General features: G+C 66.2%; 21 protein-coding genes and 2 tRNA genes. 7 read left to right on the forward strand and 16 right to left on the reverse strand.

Annotation, left to right across the window (positions count from 1 at the left end):
• Positions 1-32: 32 nt before the first annotated feature.
• A complete protein-coding gene (locus tag ACSDHM_RS17250) occupies positions 33-242 on the reverse strand; it encodes a (2Fe-2S)-binding protein (RefSeq protein ID WP_005411309.1) in 210 nt (69 codons plus the stop codon).
• Positions 243-445: 203 nt separating this feature from the next.
• Complete coding sequence (locus tag ACSDHM_RS17255; protein WP_005419809.1) at positions 446-1,069, reverse strand: RNA pyrophosphohydrolase; 624 nt, start codon at positions 1,067-1,069, stop codon at positions 446-448.
• Between the two features lie 121 nt (positions 1,070-1,190).
• Between ACSDHM_RS17255 and ACSDHM_RS17260 the strand changes: the two genes are divergently transcribed.
• A tRNA-Met gene (locus tag ACSDHM_RS17260) sits at positions 1,191-1,267 on the forward strand.
• A gap of 55 nt (positions 1,268-1,322) precedes the next feature.
• Positions 1,323-1,397, forward strand: a tRNA-Gln gene (locus ACSDHM_RS17265).
• A gap of 330 nt (positions 1,398-1,727) precedes the next feature.
• Here the strand turns inward: ACSDHM_RS17265 and rpsI are convergent.
• Both rpsI and rplM read right to left on the reverse strand, forming a co-directional pair.
• Positions 1,728-2,120 carry a 30S ribosomal protein S9 gene (gene rpsI, locus ACSDHM_RS17270; RefSeq protein WP_005411311.1) on the reverse strand — a complete coding sequence of 131 codons (393 nt, stop codon included), beginning with the start codon at positions 2,118-2,120 and terminating at the stop codon, positions 1,728-1,730.
• A 2-nt stretch (positions 2,121-2,122) separates the two neighbouring features.
• Complete coding sequence (gene rplM / locus ACSDHM_RS17275; protein WP_005414692.1) at positions 2,123-2,551, reverse strand: 50S ribosomal protein L13; 429 nt, start codon at positions 2,549-2,551, stop codon at positions 2,123-2,125.
• A gap of 196 nt (positions 2,552-2,747) precedes the next feature.
• Between rplM and coq7 the strand changes: the two genes are divergently transcribed.
• On the forward strand, positions 2,748-3,392 hold the full coding sequence (gene coq7, locus ACSDHM_RS17280; RefSeq protein WP_111202298.1) for a 2-polyprenyl-3-methyl-6-methoxy-1,4-benzoquinone monooxygenase: 645 nt from the start codon (positions 2,748-2,750) through the stop codon (positions 3,390-3,392).
• Between the two features lie 82 nt (positions 3,393-3,474).
• Here the strand turns inward: coq7 and ACSDHM_RS17285 are convergent, their stop codons facing one another.
• The gene (locus ACSDHM_RS17285; RefSeq protein ID WP_005419816.1) at positions 3,475-3,795 is read right to left on the reverse strand and encodes a DMT family transporter; all 321 of its coding nucleotides are present in this window, start codon (positions 3,793-3,795) and stop codon (positions 3,475-3,477) included.
• A gap of 168 nt (positions 3,796-3,963) precedes the next feature.
• Positions 3,964-4,758 (reverse strand): adenosylmethionine decarboxylase, encoded by a 795-nt coding sequence (speD, locus tag ACSDHM_RS17290; RefSeq protein ID WP_005411315.1) that lies wholly within the window; start codon positions 4,756-4,758, stop codon positions 3,964-3,966.
• A 149-nt stretch (positions 4,759-4,907) separates the two neighbouring features.
• Between speD and crp the strand changes: the two genes are divergently transcribed.
• A complete protein-coding gene (crp, locus tag ACSDHM_RS17295; RefSeq protein ID WP_010482649.1) occupies positions 4,908-5,597 on the forward strand; it encodes a cAMP-activated global transcriptional regulator CRP in 690 nt (229 codons plus the stop codon).
• Between the two features lie 135 nt (positions 5,598-5,732).
• The gene (locus tag ACSDHM_RS17300; protein ID WP_072168911.1) at positions 5,733-6,494 is read left to right on the forward strand and encodes a sulfite exporter TauE/SafE family protein; all 762 of its coding nucleotides are present in this window, start codon (positions 5,733-5,735) and stop codon (positions 6,492-6,494) included.
• Between the two features lie 97 nt (positions 6,495-6,591).
• Here the strand turns inward: ACSDHM_RS17300 and ACSDHM_RS17305 are convergent, their stop codons facing one another.
• The 10 genes from ACSDHM_RS17305 to ACSDHM_RS17350 form a co-directional block, all read right to left on the reverse strand.
• Entirely contained in the window at positions 6,592-7,308 is a 717-nt protein-coding gene (locus ACSDHM_RS17305) for a haloacid dehalogenase-like hydrolase (protein WP_005419826.1), read from the reverse strand.
• Positions 7,305-8,099, reverse strand: coding sequence for an indole-3-glycerol phosphate synthase TrpC (gene trpC, locus ACSDHM_RS17310; RefSeq protein WP_005419828.1), 795 nt, complete (start codon positions 8,097-8,099; stop codon positions 7,305-7,307). The genes ACSDHM_RS17305 and trpC overlap by 4 nt, the downstream gene beginning before the upstream one ends.
• A 74-nt stretch (positions 8,100-8,173) precedes the next feature.
• Complete coding sequence (gene trpD / locus ACSDHM_RS17315; protein ID WP_049443905.1) at positions 8,174-9,205, reverse strand: anthranilate phosphoribosyltransferase; 1,032 nt, start codon at positions 9,203-9,205, stop codon at positions 8,174-8,176.
• Positions 9,206-9,221: 16 nt separating this feature from the next.
• Entirely contained in the window at positions 9,222-9,809 is a 588-nt protein-coding gene (locus tag ACSDHM_RS17320) for an anthranilate synthase component II (protein WP_065178878.1), read from the reverse strand.
• A gap of 2 nt (positions 9,810-9,811) precedes the next feature.
• Complete coding sequence (locus ACSDHM_RS17325) at positions 9,812-10,591, reverse strand: SIMPL domain-containing protein (protein ID WP_065197061.1); 780 nt, start codon at positions 10,589-10,591, stop codon at positions 9,812-9,814.
• A 67-nt stretch (positions 10,592-10,658) separates the two neighbouring features.
• The gene (gene trpE / locus ACSDHM_RS17330) at positions 10,659-12,134 is read right to left on the reverse strand and encodes an anthranilate synthase component I (protein WP_065178876.1); all 1,476 of its coding nucleotides are present in this window, start codon (positions 12,132-12,134) and stop codon (positions 10,659-10,661) included.
• A 200-nt stretch (positions 12,135-12,334) separates the two neighbouring features.
• Positions 12,335-13,270, reverse strand: coding sequence for a lipid kinase YegS (gene yegS / locus ACSDHM_RS17335; protein ID WP_111008326.1), 936 nt, complete (start codon positions 13,268-13,270; stop codon positions 12,335-12,337).
• 254 nt (positions 13,271-13,524) lie between these two features.
• Entirely contained in the window at positions 13,525-14,007 is a 483-nt protein-coding gene (locus ACSDHM_RS17340; protein WP_065178874.1) for a GNAT family N-acetyltransferase, read from the reverse strand.
• A 12-nt stretch (positions 14,008-14,019) separates the two neighbouring features.
• Positions 14,020-14,697, reverse strand: coding sequence for a ribulose-phosphate 3-epimerase (gene rpe, locus ACSDHM_RS17345; RefSeq protein ID WP_072168909.1), 678 nt, complete (start codon positions 14,695-14,697; stop codon positions 14,020-14,022).
• 30 nt (positions 14,698-14,727) lie between these two features.
• Positions 14,728-15,057 (reverse strand): J domain-containing protein, encoded by a 330-nt coding sequence (locus tag ACSDHM_RS17350; protein WP_008265098.1) that lies wholly within the window; start codon positions 15,055-15,057, stop codon positions 14,728-14,730.
• Between the two features lie 144 nt (positions 15,058-15,201).
• Here ACSDHM_RS17350 and ACSDHM_RS17355 point away from each other — a divergent pair, with 144 nt between their 5' ends.
• Together ACSDHM_RS17355 and ACSDHM_RS17360 are read left to right on the forward strand one after the other, a co-directional pair.
• On the forward strand, positions 15,202-16,128 hold the full coding sequence (locus ACSDHM_RS17355) for a phosphoribosylaminoimidazolesuccinocarboxamide synthase (RefSeq protein WP_171956169.1): 927 nt from the start codon (positions 15,202-15,204) through the stop codon (positions 16,126-16,128).
• 199 nt (positions 16,129-16,327) lie between these two features.
• Positions 16,328-16,813 carry an Mpo1 family 2-hydroxy fatty acid dioxygenase gene (locus ACSDHM_RS17360; RefSeq protein WP_053497697.1) on the forward strand — a complete coding sequence of 162 codons (486 nt, stop codon included), beginning with the start codon at positions 16,328-16,330 and terminating at the stop codon, positions 16,811-16,813.
• The last annotated feature ends 184 nt before the right edge of the window (positions 16,814-16,997 follow it).

Here is a 16,997-nt window from a genome sequence, read left to right on the forward strand (position 1 = left end):
AAGCGCGGCGTCAACAGGCCGCGAGGAAACGATCAGGCGACCTGGGCGAGGCCCAATACCGGCAGCGGCAGATCGTGCGTCGCGCGTGCCTTGGCCAGCAGGTCGCCGGCCATGTCCAGGCACGAACCGCAGGTGGCACCGCAACCGGTACGCATGGTCAGTTCCGCCACCGTGCTGACGCCATGGCTGGCGGCTTCGCGGATCTGGTGGTCGGTGACTCCGTTGCAGATGCAGACGTACACAGGCGGGGACCGGGCTGACAGGCCAGAAGCGGCCTGTTGCGTATTCCAATGGAAACGAGAATGGTTGTCAATCAGAGACCTGAACCATTCTCGATACCGTTCAGAGTCGGATTGACCGGCCCGGCGGGCAGCCAGGTCCTGCTGGAAACAGCCGGGGGGGACGCGTTGTGACGAATCGGCCCACAGCCTGCGTGGCCTCCCATTCAAACCGCCCCGGACTCCCCCTTGGCCTTGCGCGGCCAGTAGCCGCCGCGCTTGGGCGTGCGCTTCCGGGGCCTGTCGTGGCCGGCTGCGTGGCCCGGCATCCAGGCCTCGGCGGCACTCTTGGGCATGGCGCTGACGCCCTGCCCGGCCACCCCACGCGCCAACGGCGCCAGGTGTCGCAGCGCGCGCGCATAGACGCCACGCTTGAACATCACCACGTGCTCCACCGGGTACCAGAAGTCCACCCACCGCCAGTGGTCGAACTCGGGCGAGTCGGTATGGTCCAGCTGCACATGCGATTCATCGCCGGTCAGGCGCAGCAGGAACCAGACCTGCTTCTGCCCGATGCAGACCTGCCGCTCATTGCGGCGGATGGCCCGTGCCGGCAGCTTGTAGCGCAGCCAGCCGGGCGTCGCCCCGAGCACTTCCACGTGCTCAGGCAGCAGGCCGGTCTCTTCCTGCAGTTCACGATACATGGCCTCGACAGGCGTCTCGTCGGTGTTCATGCCACCCTGCGGGAACTGCCAGCCGTCCCGGCGCACGCGTCGTGCCCAGAACACCTGGCCGTCCTGCCGCATCAGCACGATGCCGACGTTCGGTCGATAGCCGTCCGGATCGATCACGATGCGGACTCCTAAGAAAATCTACTGGTCGGGACTATCCCATGCCCTCTGTCGGCCCACAAGCGCGGCACAAAAGTGTTGACAGGGCCGATACACATCCGCAGAATAGCGGGCTCACCAAGGCTATGTAGCTCAGCCGGTTAGAGCACAGCACTCATAATGCTGGGGTCGGTGGTTCGAGTCCACCCATAGCCACCACGCTGAAAATCAAGTTGTTTTTCAGTGTGAAAAGTGAGAAAATAGTTGCACGTTTTGCCCCGTCGCCAAGCGGTAAGGCACCTGACTCTGACTCAGGCATTCGGTGGTTCGAATCCATCCGGGGCAGCCAAATTAAAAGCAAAAGGCCAGATCGAAAGATCTGGCCTTTTGCTTTTGATTTGGTCGCGCATTCCACCTTATCCCCGCGCCTGTCGGCGCGCCCCCCCCCCCTTGAACAACAAGGGGGCTCTTCTCCAGAGAGAGGCCCGGGGTCGGATCCTTTTCCCAAGGAAAGGGCTCTGACCCCACCCCTTCCGAGATGCGAAACCATGGGTAGTGCCGGCCGCTGGCCGGCAACCCGGAAATGCATCCCCCCCGAAACGACAAAAGCCCGGCCGAAGCCGGGCTTTTGCTTTCCCATCCAGCGGGCTCCTGAAGGAGCCCAACCAGGCGCGGTAGATCAGCGCTTGGAGAACTGGGTGGCGCGGCGGGCCTTGTGCAGACCAACCTTCTTACGCTCGACTTCACGGGCGTCACGGGTCATGAAGCCAGCCTTGCGCAGCTCGGACTTCAGGGTTTCGTCGTACTCGACCAGAGCACGGGCGATGCCCAGACGGATCGCACCGGCCTGGCCGGTGGTGCCGCCGCCAGCGGCGGTGACCAGGATGTCAAAGCTTTCGGTGTTCTTGGTCAGCTCGAGCGGCTGGCGCACGATCATGCGCGCGGTCTCACGACCAAAGAACTCGTCCAGCGGACGACCGTTGACGGTGATGTTGCCCGAACCCTTGCGCAGGAACACGCGAGCGGTGGAGGACTTGCGGCGGCCAGTGCCGTAGTTTTGAGTGATAGCCATGATTAGATATCCAGAACCTGCGGCTGCTGTGCGGCGTGCGGATGCTCAGTGCCGGCGTAGACCTTGAGCTTGCGGTACATCTGGCGACCCAGCGGGCCCTTCGGCAGCATGCCCTTGACGGCGATCTCGATCACGCGCTCCGGGTGGCGCTCCAGCGCCTGGGCCAGGGACTCGGTCTTCAGGTTGCCGATGTAACCGGTGAAACGGTGATACATCTTGTCCTGCAGCTTCTTGCCGGTGACGGCAATCTTTTCTGCATTGATGACGACCAGGTAGTCGCCGGTATCAACGTGCGGGGTGTAGACCGGCTTGTGCTTGCCACGCAGACGGCGGGCCAGCTCGGTGGCGAGACGGCCCAGGGTCTTGCCCTCGGCGTCGACGAGGTACCAGTCGCGCTGGACGGTCTCGTTCTTGGCAGTGAAAGTGCTCATGAAGAACTCTATGTTAGGTCGGGCTCATTGCGGCGAACGGCTCGCCGGAACTCTGCCACGCGTTGTGAAAGGTGAAGCGTAAGAGGCGGGATTGTACGCAGGTCAAGCCCCCGGTGCAAGCCGGCCATGTCCCGGGTTGGCAGGGGGCCGGAGCCGGGGGAGAATCGAGGGGTCTTCCGTCCCACCGCGTACCGCCATGACCGTGCTCCGCCAGACCACACCGCTGGACCACCTGCTGACCGAAGCGCAGCGCGCCTTGGACACGGTGTTCGGCAACCCGCCGGCGGCCCGCCCCTACCCGGCCGCGGACACCAGCGAGCCGGGCATGGACAACGCTGAACGCCGCCACGCGGCCGGGCTGATGCGGATCAACCACGTCGGCGAAGTCTGCGCACAGGGCCTGTATTTCGGCCAGGCCGCCGTGGCCCGCGACCCTGCCACGCGTGAACACCTGCTGGAAGCGGCCCAGGAAGAGACCGACCACCTGGCGTGGTGCGCCACCCGGCTGGGCGAGCTGGGCAGCCGCCCGAGCCTGTTCAACCCGTTGTGGTACGCCGGCAGCTACACCATCGGCACCCTGGCCGGGCTGCGCGGCGACGGCTGGAACCTCGGTTTCGTGGTCGAAACCGAGCGCCAGGTGGAAGCCCATCTGGACGAGCACCTGGTCGACCTGCCGGCCGGCGACCTGCGCAGCCGTGCGGTCATCGAGGTGATGAAGGAAGACGAAGCCCGCCATGCGGAGCACGCCGAGCAGGCCGGCGCACGCCGCCTGCCGTTCCCGATCCCGGGCGTGATGGCGCTGGCCTCCAGGGTGATGAAGACCATCGCCTACCGCATTTGAAGGGTCGCCCGCACCAACGGTGCGGGCCTACCAGGAGGTGCGGGGGGCGACGGTGGGGCCCGACCGTTGGTCGGGCCATCCATCAGTTGGGCGACACCAGCTTCAAGCCGATCACGCCGGCCACGATCAGGCCCACGCAGGCCAGGCGGGCCGGCGACGCACTGTCATTGAACAGGTAGATGCCGAGCACAGCCACGCCCATGGCACCGATGCCGGTCCAGATCGCATAGGCGGTGCCGACCGGGATGCTCTTCATCGCCTGGCTCATCAGGTACAGGCTGATCAGGGCCGATACCACCGTGGCAACGGTGGGCAGGGGTTTGCTGAAGCCTTCGGAGTACTTCATTCCGAGGGCGAAACCGATCTCGAACAGGCCGGCCAGCAGCAGGTAGATCCAGGGCATGGGTGGGGGCTCCTTACCTTTCTTGAGAAAAACGAAACGGCCCGGTGTTTTCACACCGGGCCGTGGGTCGGTACATCACCGTGGAACTGTAACGTGTGTGGGGCACTGGTTCCACGGGGCGGGTCGTCCCGCCTGGGTGGCGATGCCTGCGGGCATCGCACATGGGACTTACTCGGACAGGTTCCGGCCGTGGAACAGCTCTTCGATCTCGCGCTTGAGCAGCGCTTCGATCTTCATGCGTTCCTTGAACGAGAGGTTCTTGGCCTTTTCCTCGAACAGGTACTGGTCCAGGTCGAAGTCCTTCAGGTGCATCTTCGTGTGGAAGATGTTCTCCTGGTAGACGTTGACGTCGAACATCTCGTAACGCGACTTGATGTTCTTGGCCAGGAAGTTCTGGATCGAGTTGATCTTGTGGTCGATGAAGTGCTTCTTGCCCTTCACATCGCGGGTGAAGCCACGGACGCGGTAGTCCATGATCACGATGTCCGACTCGAGGCTCTCGATCAGGTAGTTCAGGGCCTTCAGCGGGGAAATGACGCCACAGGTGGCCACGTCGATGTCCGCGCGGAACGTGGCGATACCTTCCTGCGGATGGGTTTCCGGGTAGGTATGGACCGTGATGTGGCTCTTGTCCATGTGCGCGACCACGGCGTCGGAGATCAGCTCCTTGCCGGCCAGCTTCTTGTCGATCACCGGTTCTTCGGAGATCAGGATGGTCACCGAGGCACCCTGCGGATCGTAGTCCTGGCGGGCCACGTTCAGGATGTTGGCGCCGATGATCTCGGCGACATCGGTCAAGATCTGAGTCAGCCTGTCGGCGTTGTACTCTTCATCGATGTATTCAATGTAACGCTGACGCTCCTCTTCGGTGCGCGCGTAACACACGTCATAGATGTTGAAGCTCAGCGCCTTGGTGAGGTTGTTGAAACCCTGCAGCCTCAGGCGAGGCAACGGCTTGACCACGGCGGTCGATTCCTGTGTAAGAAGGGAAAGGGGGAATTATGGGGCAAACTGCCCCCGGGGGGAACGTGAAGACGCAAGAGTTCTGGCACACTGTTTGCCCTTAACAATTGCGCTGGTTAAGCTCCGCTATCGACCCCGTGAATCCGTTCATGCGCAGAGGGAGCGCTCCTATCGTGTCAACCGTGCGCCTAGCTAGCAGTCCACTGGCCCTGGATATCGCCACAATCGATCGTTTCCTGGCGCACAGCCACAGGCGGCGATATCCCACCCGTACCGACGTCTTCCGGCCCGGAGACCCGGCGGGAACCCTGTATTACGTCATCAGCGGCTCGGTTTCGATCATGGCCGAGGAAGATGACGATCGCGAGCTTGTGCTGGGCTACTTCGGTGCCGGCGAGTTCGTCGGCGAGATGGGCCTGTTCGTCGAATCGGACCGCCGCGAGGTGATCCTGCGGACCCGTACCGCCTGCGAGCTGGCTGAAATCAGCTACGAGCGCCTGCATCAGCTGTTCCTCGGCCCGCTGTCGGCCGATGCCCCGCGCCTGCTGTATGCGCTGGGCCAGCAGATTTCCAAGCGCCTGCTCGACACCAGCCGCAAGGCCAGCCGCCTGGCATTCCTGGACGTTACCGACCGGATCGTGCGCACCCTGCACGACCTGGCGCAGGAACCGGAGGCGATGAGCCACCCGCAGGGCAGCCAGCTGCGCGTCTCGCGACAGGAACTGGCGCGACTGGTCGGCTGCTCGCGCGAAATGGCCGGCCGCGTGTTGAAGAAGCTGCAGACCGACGGCCTGCTGCATGCCCGCGGCAAGACCGTGGTGCTGTACGGCACCCGTTGATTGCAAGGCAACCCAACGCTGCCGGAGCCATCCTGTAGAGCCGAGCCGACGCTCGGCTGCGGTACGTCAAAGGCAGCCGCGCAAGGGCTCGGCTCTACACGGCCCCTGCGCGGCCCGCTGAGCTAGGCTCGGTACATGGAGCTGAGCAGCGAATTCTGGTGGTTCATTCTCATCGGCCTCGGCGCACAGCTGGTGGACGGTGCATTGGGCATGGCCTTCGGCCTGGTGTCCTCGTCGGTGATGCTCAGCATGGGCCTGCCCCCGGCACAGGTCAGCGCCAGCATCCACACCGCTGAAGTGTTCACCACTGGCGCCTCGGGGGTGTCGCACCTCGCAGCCGGAAATGTCGATAAACGCCTGTTCGTGCGCCTGGCCCTGCCCGGCGCAGTGGGCGGTGCCGTGGGCGCGTACGTGCTCACGCAGCTCCCGGGCGAGATCATCCGGCCACTGATCTACCTGTACCTGCTGGTGCTGGCGATCATCATCCTGGCCCGCGCCGCTGGGCGCTTTATGCCCAAGGGCGAGATCCGGCGGGTGCCGGTGCTGGGCTTCTTCGCCGGCCTGCTCGACGCCAGCGGCGGCGGTGGCTGGGGGCCGATCGCGACGTCCACCCTGCTCGCCCGCGGCGGCCAGGCGCGCACCACCATCGGAACAGTCAACGCAGCCGAGTTCGTGGTCACGTTGACGGTGTCAGCGACCTTCCTGTTGTCGATGGGCGTGCAGCATCTGCAGATCGTCGCCGGCCTGCTGATCGGCGGCATGATGGCCGCGCCGGTGGCGGCGATCCTGGTCAAGCGGGTGAAGGAGCGCTGGGTGCTGGTGGCCGTCGGCGTGCTGGTGCTGGGCATCAGCCTGTTCCAGATCGGGCATGCGGTGTACGGGCACCTCTACCGCTGAAGCATCCCCTGTAGAGCCGAGCCATGCTCGGCTGAGGACGCACGGATCCCGCAACGAAGAGCAGCCGAGCATGGCTCGGCTCTACAACAGGCGCGGGTCAGGCCTTGTCGCCGCCGCGATCCACGCATCCCCAGTTGAGGATGCGGGTGCCGGCCGGCAGCACGCGGCGGAAAAACGCCACCCGCCCCGGCTTCGGGTTCACCACCACCGGCGCCTTGGCCGCCAGCAGCAGCGGCAGGTCGGCGGTGCTGTCGGAGTAGGCGATATCGATGTCGCCATAGCCGCGTTCGCGCAGCATGCGCATCTTCTCTTCGTTGTGGCAGTGCCGGGTCGGGCCAACACCGCCCAGCCGCGGGCCGACCTCGGTACCGATCACCGGTACGTCCTGATGGGCGACGAAGGCCAGGATCGCGCGGGCCAGCTCCGGCGGCGCGCCGGTGGCAACCACCACGCGATCGCCCTTGGCGCGGTGCGCGGCGAACACCTCCAGCGCCTGCGGCAGCAGCTTGGCGCGCATCTGCGCCTGGTTGCGCAGCACGTAGGCGTCGATCACCTTGTTGAAATCGCGCGCACGGTGCAGGCCGAAGCTGCCGATCCACACATAGACCGAGATGCCCGCGCGACGGGTCGGCAGCATCGCCACCATCGGCCCGGCAATCGGCGTGACCAGCAGCGCCGCCAGCATGCGCAACGGGTTGCGCTTGATCAGCGAGGCGAACAGGTGGGTACCCGAATCGCCGTCGTAGAGGGTGTGGTCGAAGTCGAAGACCACCAGCGGCGCATCCTCGCGCGGCGTCGGATAGTGCGTTGTCATGTTGCGAAGAATAGCTGACGCAGGCCCTCGCCCGGCTCTTCCACGCGCATGAAGGCCTCGCCGACCAGGAAGGCATGGATGCCTGCATCGCGCATCAGCGCCACGTCCTGCGGGCCGAGGATGCCGCTCTCGGTGACCAGCAGGCGGTCACGCGGCACCGCCTGCTGCATGTCCAGCGTGGTCTGCAGCGACACCTCGAAGGTGCGCAGGTTGCGGTTGTTGATGCCGATCATCGGCGCCGGCACCTGCAGCGCGCGCTCCAGCTCGTCGATGTCGTGCACTTCCACCAGCACGTCCATGCCCAGCGACAGCGCCAGTTCGGACAGCGTGGCCAGCTGGGTGTCGTCCAGCGCGGCGACGATCAGCAGGATGCAGTCGGCGCCCAGCACGCGCGCCTCGTACACCTGGTAGGCGTCGATCACGAAGTCCTTGCGCAGCACCGGCAGCGTGCAGGCTTCACGGGCCTGCTGCAGGTAGGTATCGGCGCCCTGGAAGAAGTCCACGTCGGTCAGCACCGACAGGCAGCTGGCACCACCGAACTCGTAGCTGACCGCGATATCGGCCGGCCGGAAATCGGGGCGGATGACGCCCTTGGACGGGCTGGCCTTCTTCACCTCGGCAATCACCGCCGGGTCGCCGTTGGCCACGGCCGCCTGCAACGCGCGTACGAAGCCACGTACCGGCGGGGCGCTGGCCACGGCGGCCTGCAGCTCCTCGAGCGGGCGCTGGGCGCGGCGCTGGGCCACTTCTTCGGCCTTGCGGGCCAGGATCGTCTGCAGAATGTCGCTCATCGTCTTCGATTCGGTGCGGGGGCGCTGAGGACGGCCATTATCGGCCATCGACGGGGTCAGGCTGAACCGCGCGCTCAGGCAACCAGCGCGCGGGTGGTCTCCACATACTGCTGCAGGCGCTGGCGGGCGCTGCCATTGGCGATGGCGGCACGGGCACGGGCCAGGCCATCACCGATGTCGCTGGCCACGCCGGCCACGTACAGCGCGGCGCCGGCATTGAGCGCGACGATGTCCAGCGCCGGGCCGGGCTCGTTGTCCAGCACCGCGCGCAGCATCTGGATGGACTGCTCCGGGCTGTCCACGCGCAGGTTGCGGCTGGCCGACATGGCGATGCCGAAGTCCTCCGGGTGGATCTCGTACTCGCGCACCTTGCCGTCGCGCAGCTCGCCCACCAGGGTGCCGGCGCCGAGCGAGATCTCATCCATGTTGTCGCGGCCCCAGACCACCATGGCGCGCTCGGTGCCCAGCTCGCGCAGCACGCGCGCCTGGATACCCACCAGATCAGGATGGAACACGCCCATCAGCACCGACGGCGCGCTGGCGGGGTTGGTCAGCGGACCAAGGATGTTGAAGATGGTGCGCACGCCCATCTCGCGGCGGACCGGCGCGACGACCTTCATCGACGGATGATGGATCGGCGCGAACATGAAGCCGATGCCGGTCTGCTCGATGGCAGCGGCCACCTGCGCTGGCTGCAGCTCGATGGCCGCGCCCAGCGCCTCGACCGCATCGGCGCTGCCGGACTTGGACGACACGCTGCGGTTGCCGTGCTTGGCCACGCGCGCACCGGCCGCAGCCGCAACGAACATCGCGCAGGTGGAGATGTTGAAGGTGTGCGAGCCATCGCCACCGGTGCCGACGATGTCGACCAGGTGGGTGCTGTCGGCCACCGGCACCGCCAGCGCGAATTCGCGCATGACCGTGGCGGCGGCGGCGATCTCGTCGATGGTCTCCTTCTTCACCCGCAGGCCGGTGAGGATGGCGGCGGTCATCATCGGCGACACGTCGCCGCGCATGATCTGCCGCATCAGGTCGACCATCTCGTCGAAGAAGATCTCGCGGTGCTCGATGGTGCGTTGCAGGGCTTCCTGGGGGGAGAAGCTCATGGGAATGCTCCTTGGATCAGGCCGCCGGGCGCTGCAGGAAATTGCGCAGCAGGGCGTGACCGTGTTCGGTGAGGATGGATTCGGGGTGGAACTGCACGCCTTCCACCGGGAACTGGCGGTGGCGCAGGCCCATGATCTCTTCGATCGAGCCGTCCTCGTTCTCGGTCCAGGCGGTCACTTCCAGGCAGTCCGGCAGACTGTTCTTGTCCACCACCAGCGAGTGGTAGCGGGTGGCCTGGTAGCGGTCCGGCAGGCCGGCGAACACGCCCTTGCCTTCGTGGCGGATCGGCGAGGTCTTGCCGTGCATGATGTTGCCGGCGCGGATCACGGTGCCGCCGTAGACCTGGCCGATGCCCTGGTGGCCCAGGCACACGCCGAGGATCGGCGTGGTCGGGCCCAGCCGCTGGATCAGCTCCAGCGACACGCCCGCTTCGTTGGGCGTGCACGGGCCGGGCGAGATGACGATGCGCTCGGGCTTCTGCGCGACGATCTCGTCCACGCTCATTGCATCGTTGCGCACCACCTTCACTTCAGCGCCCAGCGTCTGCAGGTACTGCACGAGGTTGTAGGTGAAGCTGTCGTAGTTGTCGATCATCCACAACATGGTCAGGTTCCGTCGCTTATCAGGAAAATGGCGTACACGTTTTCGGTGTAGGTGATGGGGCCGGCTTCGACCGACTCGGGCAGGCGGGAGCCCGTGGTCTCGATGCTGTTCATCGGTGCCTCGGGCGCGGGCGGCGAAGGCGGCGTCACCAGATCCCCACTGCTCGGCCAACTGCCGGCCTGGATGCCATAGGCAAAGTTCGGCGCTACGTCGGAAATGCTGTACAGGCCGCGCAGCCGGGTGCCGTAGGCCTTGGCCAGGCCCTGCGCGGACTCGCGGGTCCGGGCCGCCGCCTCACCCTTGAGTTCGCGGCGCAGCGCCACTTCACCCGAATAGGTTGGCGCCAGGCTGCTCACCTGTACGTTCTCGTCGGCCTTCAACGCACCCAGCACATCCTGCATCGCCTTCACGCTGGCGAAGCTCGCACGCAGCTGGCGCGATACGCGGGTACCGATGAAGACCTGCCGGTTCTGCTCATAGCGCGTCGCCGGGCCGATCCGCAGGTTGTCCGCACGCACGCTGCCGTCCACCGCCTTGTGCTGCTTGAACAGCGCCAGCGCGCGCGCCACGTTGTCCTGCACGCGGCGGCGCGCGGCGTCGGCGTCCATGTCGGTCTCTTCGATGTTCAACTGCAGGCCGAACCGGTCCGGCATCACCACCCGACGCGCCTCGCCCTTCACCAGCAGGTGCGGCTGCGACGGAATGGTATTGGCCTGCGCCCACGCAGACGGGGCCATCGTGGCCAGCAGCGACGACCACAGCAATGCGCTCAGCAGCTTCATGCGGTACTCCTTGTCTTCAACGGGAACAGCGGAAGATGCCGCGGCGCAGGCCACGGCACGGGGAGCGTCACAGGCCCTTGGCGGCCTGGGCGACGGCGCGGAACAGCGCACGGCCCTTGTTCATCGTCTCGTCCCATTCCTTGTCCGGGTCCGAGTCGTAGACGATGCCGGCGCCGGCCTGCACGTACAGGCGGCCATCCTTGATGACCGCAGTGCGGATCGCGATCGCGGTATCGGCATCGCCGTGCCAGCCGATGTAGCCGATGCTGCCGGCGTAGACGTTGCGCTTGATCGGCTCCAGTTCGCGGATCACTTCCAGCGCGCGGATCTTTGGCGCACCGCTGACCGTGCCGGCCGGGAAGGTGGCGCGCAGCACGTCGGCGTAGCTCAGGCCCGGCTGCAGTTGGCCGGTCACTTCGCTGACGATGTGCATGACATGGCTGTAGCGTTCGATCACGAACTGCTCGCCCACTTCCACGGTACCGGCCCTGGAGACGCGCCCGGCATCGTTGCGGCCGAGGTCGATCAGCATCAGGTGCTCGGCGCGTTCCTTGGGGTCGGCCAGCAGCTCGGCTTCCAGTGCCAGGTCCAGCTCGGGCGTGGCACCACGCGGGCGGGTGCCGGCGATCGGGCGCACGGTGACTTCGCCATCCTGAAGGCGTACCAGGATCTCCGGCGAGGAACCGACCACCTGCAGGTCGCCGACATCGAGGAAATACATGTACGGCGAGGGATTCAACGCGCGCAGCGCGCGGTACACATCCACCGGGCGCGCCTTGAACGGCACGCTCAGGCGCTGGCTGAGCACTACCTGGAAGATGTCACCGGCGCGGATGTATTCCTTGCTGCGCTGGACCGCATCGACGAAGCCTTCGCGGGTGAAGCCGGAGACGAAATCCGATTCGTCCAGCACGTCGCTGTTGAGCGGTGCCGGATAGCCGGCGCCCGGTGCACGCAGCTTCGCAGTCAGTGCGTCCAGGCGCGCCTGCGCCTGTTCGAAGGCACCGTCGACACGCGGGTCGGCGTGCACGATCAGGTACAGCCGGCCCTTGAGATTGTCGAATACCGCCAGCTCGTTGGAGTCCAGCAGCAGGATGTCCGGCGTGCCCAGCTCATCACGGCCGGCCGGCGGGGCCAGGCGCGGCTCGATGTAGCCGATGCACTCGAAGCCAAACCAGCCGACCAGGCCGCCGGTGAAGCCCGGCAGGCCTTCCAGCTTGGGCACCGAGTGGGCGCTGCGCAGCGCCTCGACTTCGGCGAAGGGATCGGCTACCTCGCGGGTGTCCACCACCTGGCCGTCTTCGCGCACGGTCAGCGTGTGGCCGTGGAAGGCATACACGCGGCGCGCCGGCAGGCCGATGATCGAGTAACGACCAAAGCGCTCGCCGCCTTCGACGGATTCAAACAGGTAGGTATTGGGGCCGTCGGCGAGCTTCAGATAGACCGAGAGTGGCGTGTCCAGGTCGGACAGCACTTCGCGGACGACGGGAATGTGGGTGTGGCCTTCAGCGGCCTGCTGCTGAAACTGAGCGTGCGAGTTCAAGACGACTTTCCTTCCGGGACACAGCGTTATGGGGGCGGACGACGGCAACGGGCCACCATCGCCACCAACGGCGTGCGGAAGAAAGAGTATGCGGGGTCGTCAGGCTGGACACCCCTTGACTGTATCGCAGCTTGCGCGGCAGGGGAACCCTGGGAAACTGAACCACGGGACGCCCGCAGCGGCCGCGGGGACCGATGACTCTACCCCTGCCCGTCCAGCAACGGGCAACCGACCGGCAGGTGCATCCGCACCCTGCCCGGCACGCACTCGACGCGGAAGTGACGGGCCTGCACGGGTTCGCCGTCCAGGTTGAGCGTCAACGGACGCTCGGATTCCACCTGCAGCCACGGCAACCGCGCCCGTGTGGCCAGCTGTTCCAGTGCGGCCTGGGTACCGGACTTCAGCATCTGGCCGAGGGTGGCGGTGACCTCCCCTTCCAGTTCCGGAAGCACGGTCACATCCAGCAGTCCATCATCGATCAGTGCCTGCGGGCACAGCTGCTGGCCGCCACCGGCCTGGCGCCCGTTGCCGATGCCCAGCGCGATGAAGTCACCTTCCCAGGCGAAGTCCGGGCCGGACAGCCGCGCGGCGATCGGCTCGATGCGGCCCAGCTTGGCGATGCCGGTGATCACGTAGGCCAGCCCACCGAGCATCTTCTTCAAGCCGGCATCGGTCTCCACCGTCACCTGCGTGCCGAAGCCACCACTGGCGAGGTTGGCGCACCACCAGGGCGTGCCATCGGCATCCACGCGCAACAGGTCGATGGGCCGTGCCGGCACCTGGCCGATCAGCGCGAGGGCATCGCCGGGCTCGGTGGGAATGCCTGCCGACGTGGCGAAGTCGTTGGCGGTCCCCATCGGAATCAACGCCAGCGAAGGCAGCGCTTCTGCCGGTTCCTCACGATGGGCCAGCGTCTCGGCCACCGCGCTGAGCGTGCCATCGCCACCGGCGGCCACGATCACGTCCACGCCATGATGGATGGCCTCGGCAACGTAGCGTTCAGCGTCACCGTCTTCCCAGGTCACCCGCACCTCCAGCTGCACGCCCTGCCCGCGCCAATGGCCCACGGCGTCGCGCAACTCTTCGTTGCCTGCGGATTTGCCATTGAGGATCAGGCGCCAGCGCGGGGTGGTCATGCGGTACTTCCAGGTCAGGGCGGCACAGGCTAGCAATGCACTGTTTGCCCGCAGTGAATGTCACGCAGATGTCATTCAGCTGCTGGAGAATGGAAGGCCATAGCAGGGACGACGGATGGAGGCAGGATCAGCCTCCCACGCATGCAGCGAGGCCACGCCAGTGATTGGCGTGGCTTTTTTTTTGGGGGGGGGACGCAGGGAGTGCGAACCAGGGTTCGCACCCACCGGGTTGCGGTTCGCACCCACCACACGCCTCACCCGTTGGCGAAATCGTGCAGCGCCTGCCCCTGCAGCCGGTACACGGTCCACTCGTCCTGCGGTTTGGCACCGGCGGCGGTGTAGAACTCGATGGCCGGAGTGTTCCAGTCCAGCACCGACCATTCGAAACGGCCGCAGCCTTCGGCCACGGCCTGGCGTGCGATGTACTTCAGCAACGCTTTGCCGGCACCGGCACCGCGCTTTTCCTGGCTGACGTACAGGTCTTCCAGGTAGATGCCCTTGCGGCCCAGCCAGGTGGAGTAGTTGTAGAAGTACACCGCATAGCCGATGGCCTCGCCGTCGGCCTCGCAGATCAGCGCGCGGGCGGTGGCGTCGGCGCCGAACAGGCTCTCGGCGATGCCGATCTCATCGGTCTGCACCGAATGCTCGGCCTTCTCGTAGATCGCCAGCTCGCGGATGAAATGCAGGATCAGGCCAGCATCGGCCACGGTGGCCGGGCGAATGTTCAACACGGCCACCGTACTCATGGCTCAGCCCCGTGCCGCAGCGACGTTGGCGCGCATCTGCGCGATCACGTCCTGGTAGCTGGTCCTGGCGTTGAAAATGGCCGAACCGGCAACGAAGGTGTCGGCGCCGGCGGCGGCGATCTCACCGATGTTGTCGGCCTTCACGCCACCGTCGATCTCCAGGCGGATGTCCTTGCCGCTGGCATCGATCATCTTGCGCACCACCTTCAGCTTGTCCAGCGCCGAGGGGATGAAGGCCTGGCCGCCGAAGCCCGGGTTGACCGACATCAGCAGCACCAGGTCCAGGTCATCCAGCACCCAGTCGAGGATGTCCACCGGGGTGGCCGGATTGAGCACGATGCCCGGCTTGCAGCCCAGCGAGCGGATCAGCTGGATGGTGCGGTGCACGTGCCGGCTCGCCTCCGGGTGGAAGCTGATGTAGGTGGCACCGGCCTCGGCGAAGTCCGGGATGATGCGGTCCACCGGCTCGACCATCAGGTGCACGTCGATCGGCGCGGTGACGCCGTGCTTGCGCAGGGCCTGGCAGACCATCGGGCCGATGGTCAGGTTCGGCACGTAGTGGTTGTCCATCACGTCGAAGTGGACCCAGTCCGCACCGGCAGCGAGGACGTTGTCGACTTCCTCGCCGAGGCGGGCGAAGTTGGCGGACAGGATGGAGGGGGCGATGAGGCAGTGGGACATGGCCGGGCCTTGCAACGAGGGGAAAGTGGGTCAGCGCTTGCGCAGGGTCTTGATGCGGTCGTAGGCGGCATTGATCCGCCGCGACTTCTGCTCGGCCTGCTGCTGCAGCTCGGGGGCGGCGCCGCCAAGCTTGTCGGGGTGGTACTGCGAGATCAGCTTGCGGTAGGCGCGCTCGATCTCGGCATCGGTGGCCTCGGAGGTCAGCCCCAGCTCCCGGTACGGGTTCTCCTTGTTCAGGCGGAACCAGTCCGAATCGAAGGCGTGGCCAATCAGCAGGCCGACCACCGCGCCGAACAGCGGATTGGGCCGGAACAGCAGGGCGCCGGCGATGAATCCGAGCAGTTTTCCGTACCAGCGCATGGCGCTCCGGGGTCGACCGACGAAATGGACGCTCATTTTACGTCACAGCGGGCCCGGACGGCTTTACACTAGGCCGCCCGCTGGTCAGCGGGCCCGCCGGGTCCGTTGGGCAGCAGCCGTATCGACAACGCCCCAGGAGTGCCCGTGCCAACCACGCTGTTGCAATCCGATCTCCCCGGCCTGCCCTTGCGCCATCGCGGCAAGGTGCGTGATGTGTTCGATATCCCGCGCGAGCGGCTGCCAGCCGGAACCCCGCCGGGCGACTACCTGCTGATGGTGGCCACCGATCGCCTGTCGGCGTTCGACGTGGTCCTGCCCGACCCGATCCCCGGCAAGGGCGAGATGCTCTGCCAGGTCTCCAACTTCTGGTTTGCCAAGACCGCGCACCTGATGCCCAACCACCTGACCGGCATCGACGTGGCCAACGTGCTGCCCGAAGGCGTGGACCCGGCGCTGTACGCCAAGCGCGCGGTGGTCACCCGCAAGCTGAAGCCGGTGCCGGTGGAAGCGATCGCCCGCGGCTACCTGATCGGCAGCGGCTGGAAGGATTACCAGCGCACCGGCAAGGTCAGCGGCATCGACCTGCCCGACGGCCTGCGCCAGGCCGAACAGCTGCCCGAGCCGATCTTCACACCCTCGACCAAGGCCGCAGTCGGCGACCATGACGAGAACATCGATTTCGACGCGATGGTGAAGCAGGTCGGTGCGGAACTGGCCGAGCGGGTGCGCGACGCCACCCTGCGCATCTACAAGTTCGCCGCCGATTACGCCCGCGAGCGCGGCATCATACTGGCCGACACCAAGTTCGAGTTCGGTACCGACGCCGATGGCCGGCTGTACATCATGGACGAGATGCTGACGCCGGATTCCTCGCGTTACTGGCCGGCCGACGAGTACGAAGTGGGCACCAGCCCGCCGAGCTATGACAAGCAGTTCGTGCGCGATTACCTGGAGACGCTGGACTGGGGCAAGACCGCCCCGGGTCCGAACATCCCGGCCGACATCATCGAGCGCACCCGCGCCAAGTACGCCGAGGCGCTGCAGCGCCTGGCCGGGATCAGCGTCGACTGATCCGCCTGCGCCCCTGGCCGGAAAGGCGGGGGGCGCGTTCGGTAGTGCCGGCCGCTGGCCGGCGCTTCGGTGAACCTGCAACCAGGCATGGCCTGGTCCTGGTAGTGCCGGCCGCTGGCCGGCGACGTCGCGAACTCGGCTATGCTCTGGTTTGCCGGCCAGCGGGCGGCACTACCGTTGTCCGAGGAAGCGACGCAGCATGCAGACATCCACCGAGCTTGCGCGGCCGATCGACCGCTATTTCGCCAGCTACTCCGACGACCACCGCAACGTGATCAACCAGCGCATCCACGTGGTGGCGGTGCCGGCGATCCTGTGGTCGGTGGTGGCCCTGCTGTGGTGCCTGCCGCCGCTGATCACCTGGTTCCAGTACGGCATCTGGTCGGCGTTCGCGATGTTCAGCGCCTGGTGCTTCTACAACAAGCTGTCGCGCCCCCTGGGCATCGGCATGCTCGTCCAGTTCTTCGTATTCGGCTGCCTGTGCCGCCTGCTGGAGGCCGAGATCGGCCTGCATGCGCTGCGCTGGCTGGCGGTGGGCGTGTTCGTGGTGGCCTGGATCGCGCAGTTCATCGGCCACACGTTCGAGGGCCGCAAGCCCAGCTTCCTGACCGACCTGACCTACCTGCTGATCGGCCCGGCCTGGGTGATGGCCAAGTTCTATCGCAAGCTCGACTGGCGCTACTGATCGCCGGCGGCCGACAGCGGCCGTCGTTTCCTGAACGGGCGAATTCCATCACCCACACTCCACGGCGGCCCTGCCAGCCTGCGCCGGTGACCCGCTCCCCGCCTTCCGTCCATTGACGGCAGCCCCTGTGCGACAGGGCCTGCGGTGTCCCTTCGTGGGCGTAGGGTGTCCCCCGAGGGCAACC

Source organism: Stenotrophomonas sp. T8, assembly GCF_051853085.1.
GTDB classification, from domain to species: domain Bacteria; phylum Pseudomonadota; class Gammaproteobacteria; order Xanthomonadales; family Xanthomonadaceae; genus Stenotrophomonas; species Stenotrophomonas sepilia.

What these genes read in the sequence shown, in the direction of transcription:
- ACSDHM_RS17285 (WP_005419816.1), bottom strand. Translation starts at nt 3,795, where the DNA reads ATGCCCTGGATCTACCTGCTGCTGGCCGGCCTGTTCGAGATCGGTTTC.
- crp (WP_010482649.1), top strand. Translation starts at nt 4,908, where the DNA reads ATGCGCAGAGGGAGCGCTCCTATCGTGTCAACCGTGCGCCTAGCTAGC.
- ACSDHM_RS17350 (WP_008265098.1), bottom strand. Translation starts at nt 15,057, where the DNA reads ATGCGCTGGTACGGAAAACTGCTCGGATTCATCGCCGGCGCCCTGCTG.
- ACSDHM_RS17360 (WP_053497697.1), top strand. Translation starts at nt 16,328, where the DNA reads ATGCAGACATCCACCGAGCTTGCGCGGCCGATCGACCGCTATTTCGCC.
- ACSDHM_RS17300 (WP_072168911.1), top strand. Translation starts at nt 5,733, where the DNA reads ATGGAGCTGAGCAGCGAATTCTGGTGGTTCATTCTCATCGGCCTCGGC.
- rpe (WP_072168909.1), bottom strand. Translation starts at nt 14,697, where the DNA reads ATGTCCCACTGCCTCATCGCCCCCTCCATCCTGTCCGCCAACTTCGCC.
- yegS (WP_111008326.1), bottom strand. Translation starts at nt 13,270, where the DNA reads ATGACCACCCCGCGCTGGCGCCTGATCCTCAATGGCAAATCCGCAGGC.
- ACSDHM_RS17325 (WP_065197061.1), bottom strand. Translation starts at nt 10,591, where the DNA reads ATGAAGCTGCTGAGCGCATTGCTGTGGTCGTCGCTGCTGGCCACGATG.
- trpD (WP_049443905.1), bottom strand. Translation starts at nt 9,205, where the DNA reads ATGAGCTTCTCCCCCCAGGAAGCCCTGCAACGCACCATCGAGCACCGC.
- coq7 (WP_111202298.1), top strand. Translation starts at nt 2,748, where the DNA reads ATGACCGTGCTCCGCCAGACCACACCGCTGGACCACCTGCTGACCGAA.
- rplM (WP_005414692.1), bottom strand. Translation starts at nt 2,551, where the DNA reads ATGAGCACTTTCACTGCCAAGAACGAGACCGTCCAGCGCGACTGGTAC.
- ACSDHM_RS17305 (WP_005419826.1), bottom strand. Translation starts at nt 7,308, where the DNA reads ATGACAACGCACTATCCGACGCCGCGCGAGGATGCGCCGCTGGTGGTC.
- ACSDHM_RS17320 (WP_065178878.1), bottom strand. Translation starts at nt 9,809, where the DNA reads ATGTTGTGGATGATCGACAACTACGACAGCTTCACCTACAACCTCGTG.
- rpsI (WP_005411311.1), bottom strand. Translation starts at nt 2,120, where the DNA reads ATGGCTATCACTCAAAACTACGGCACTGGCCGCCGCAAGTCCTCCACC.
- trpC (WP_005419828.1), bottom strand. Translation starts at nt 8,099, where the DNA reads ATGAGCGACATTCTGCAGACGATCCTGGCCCGCAAGGCCGAAGAAGTG.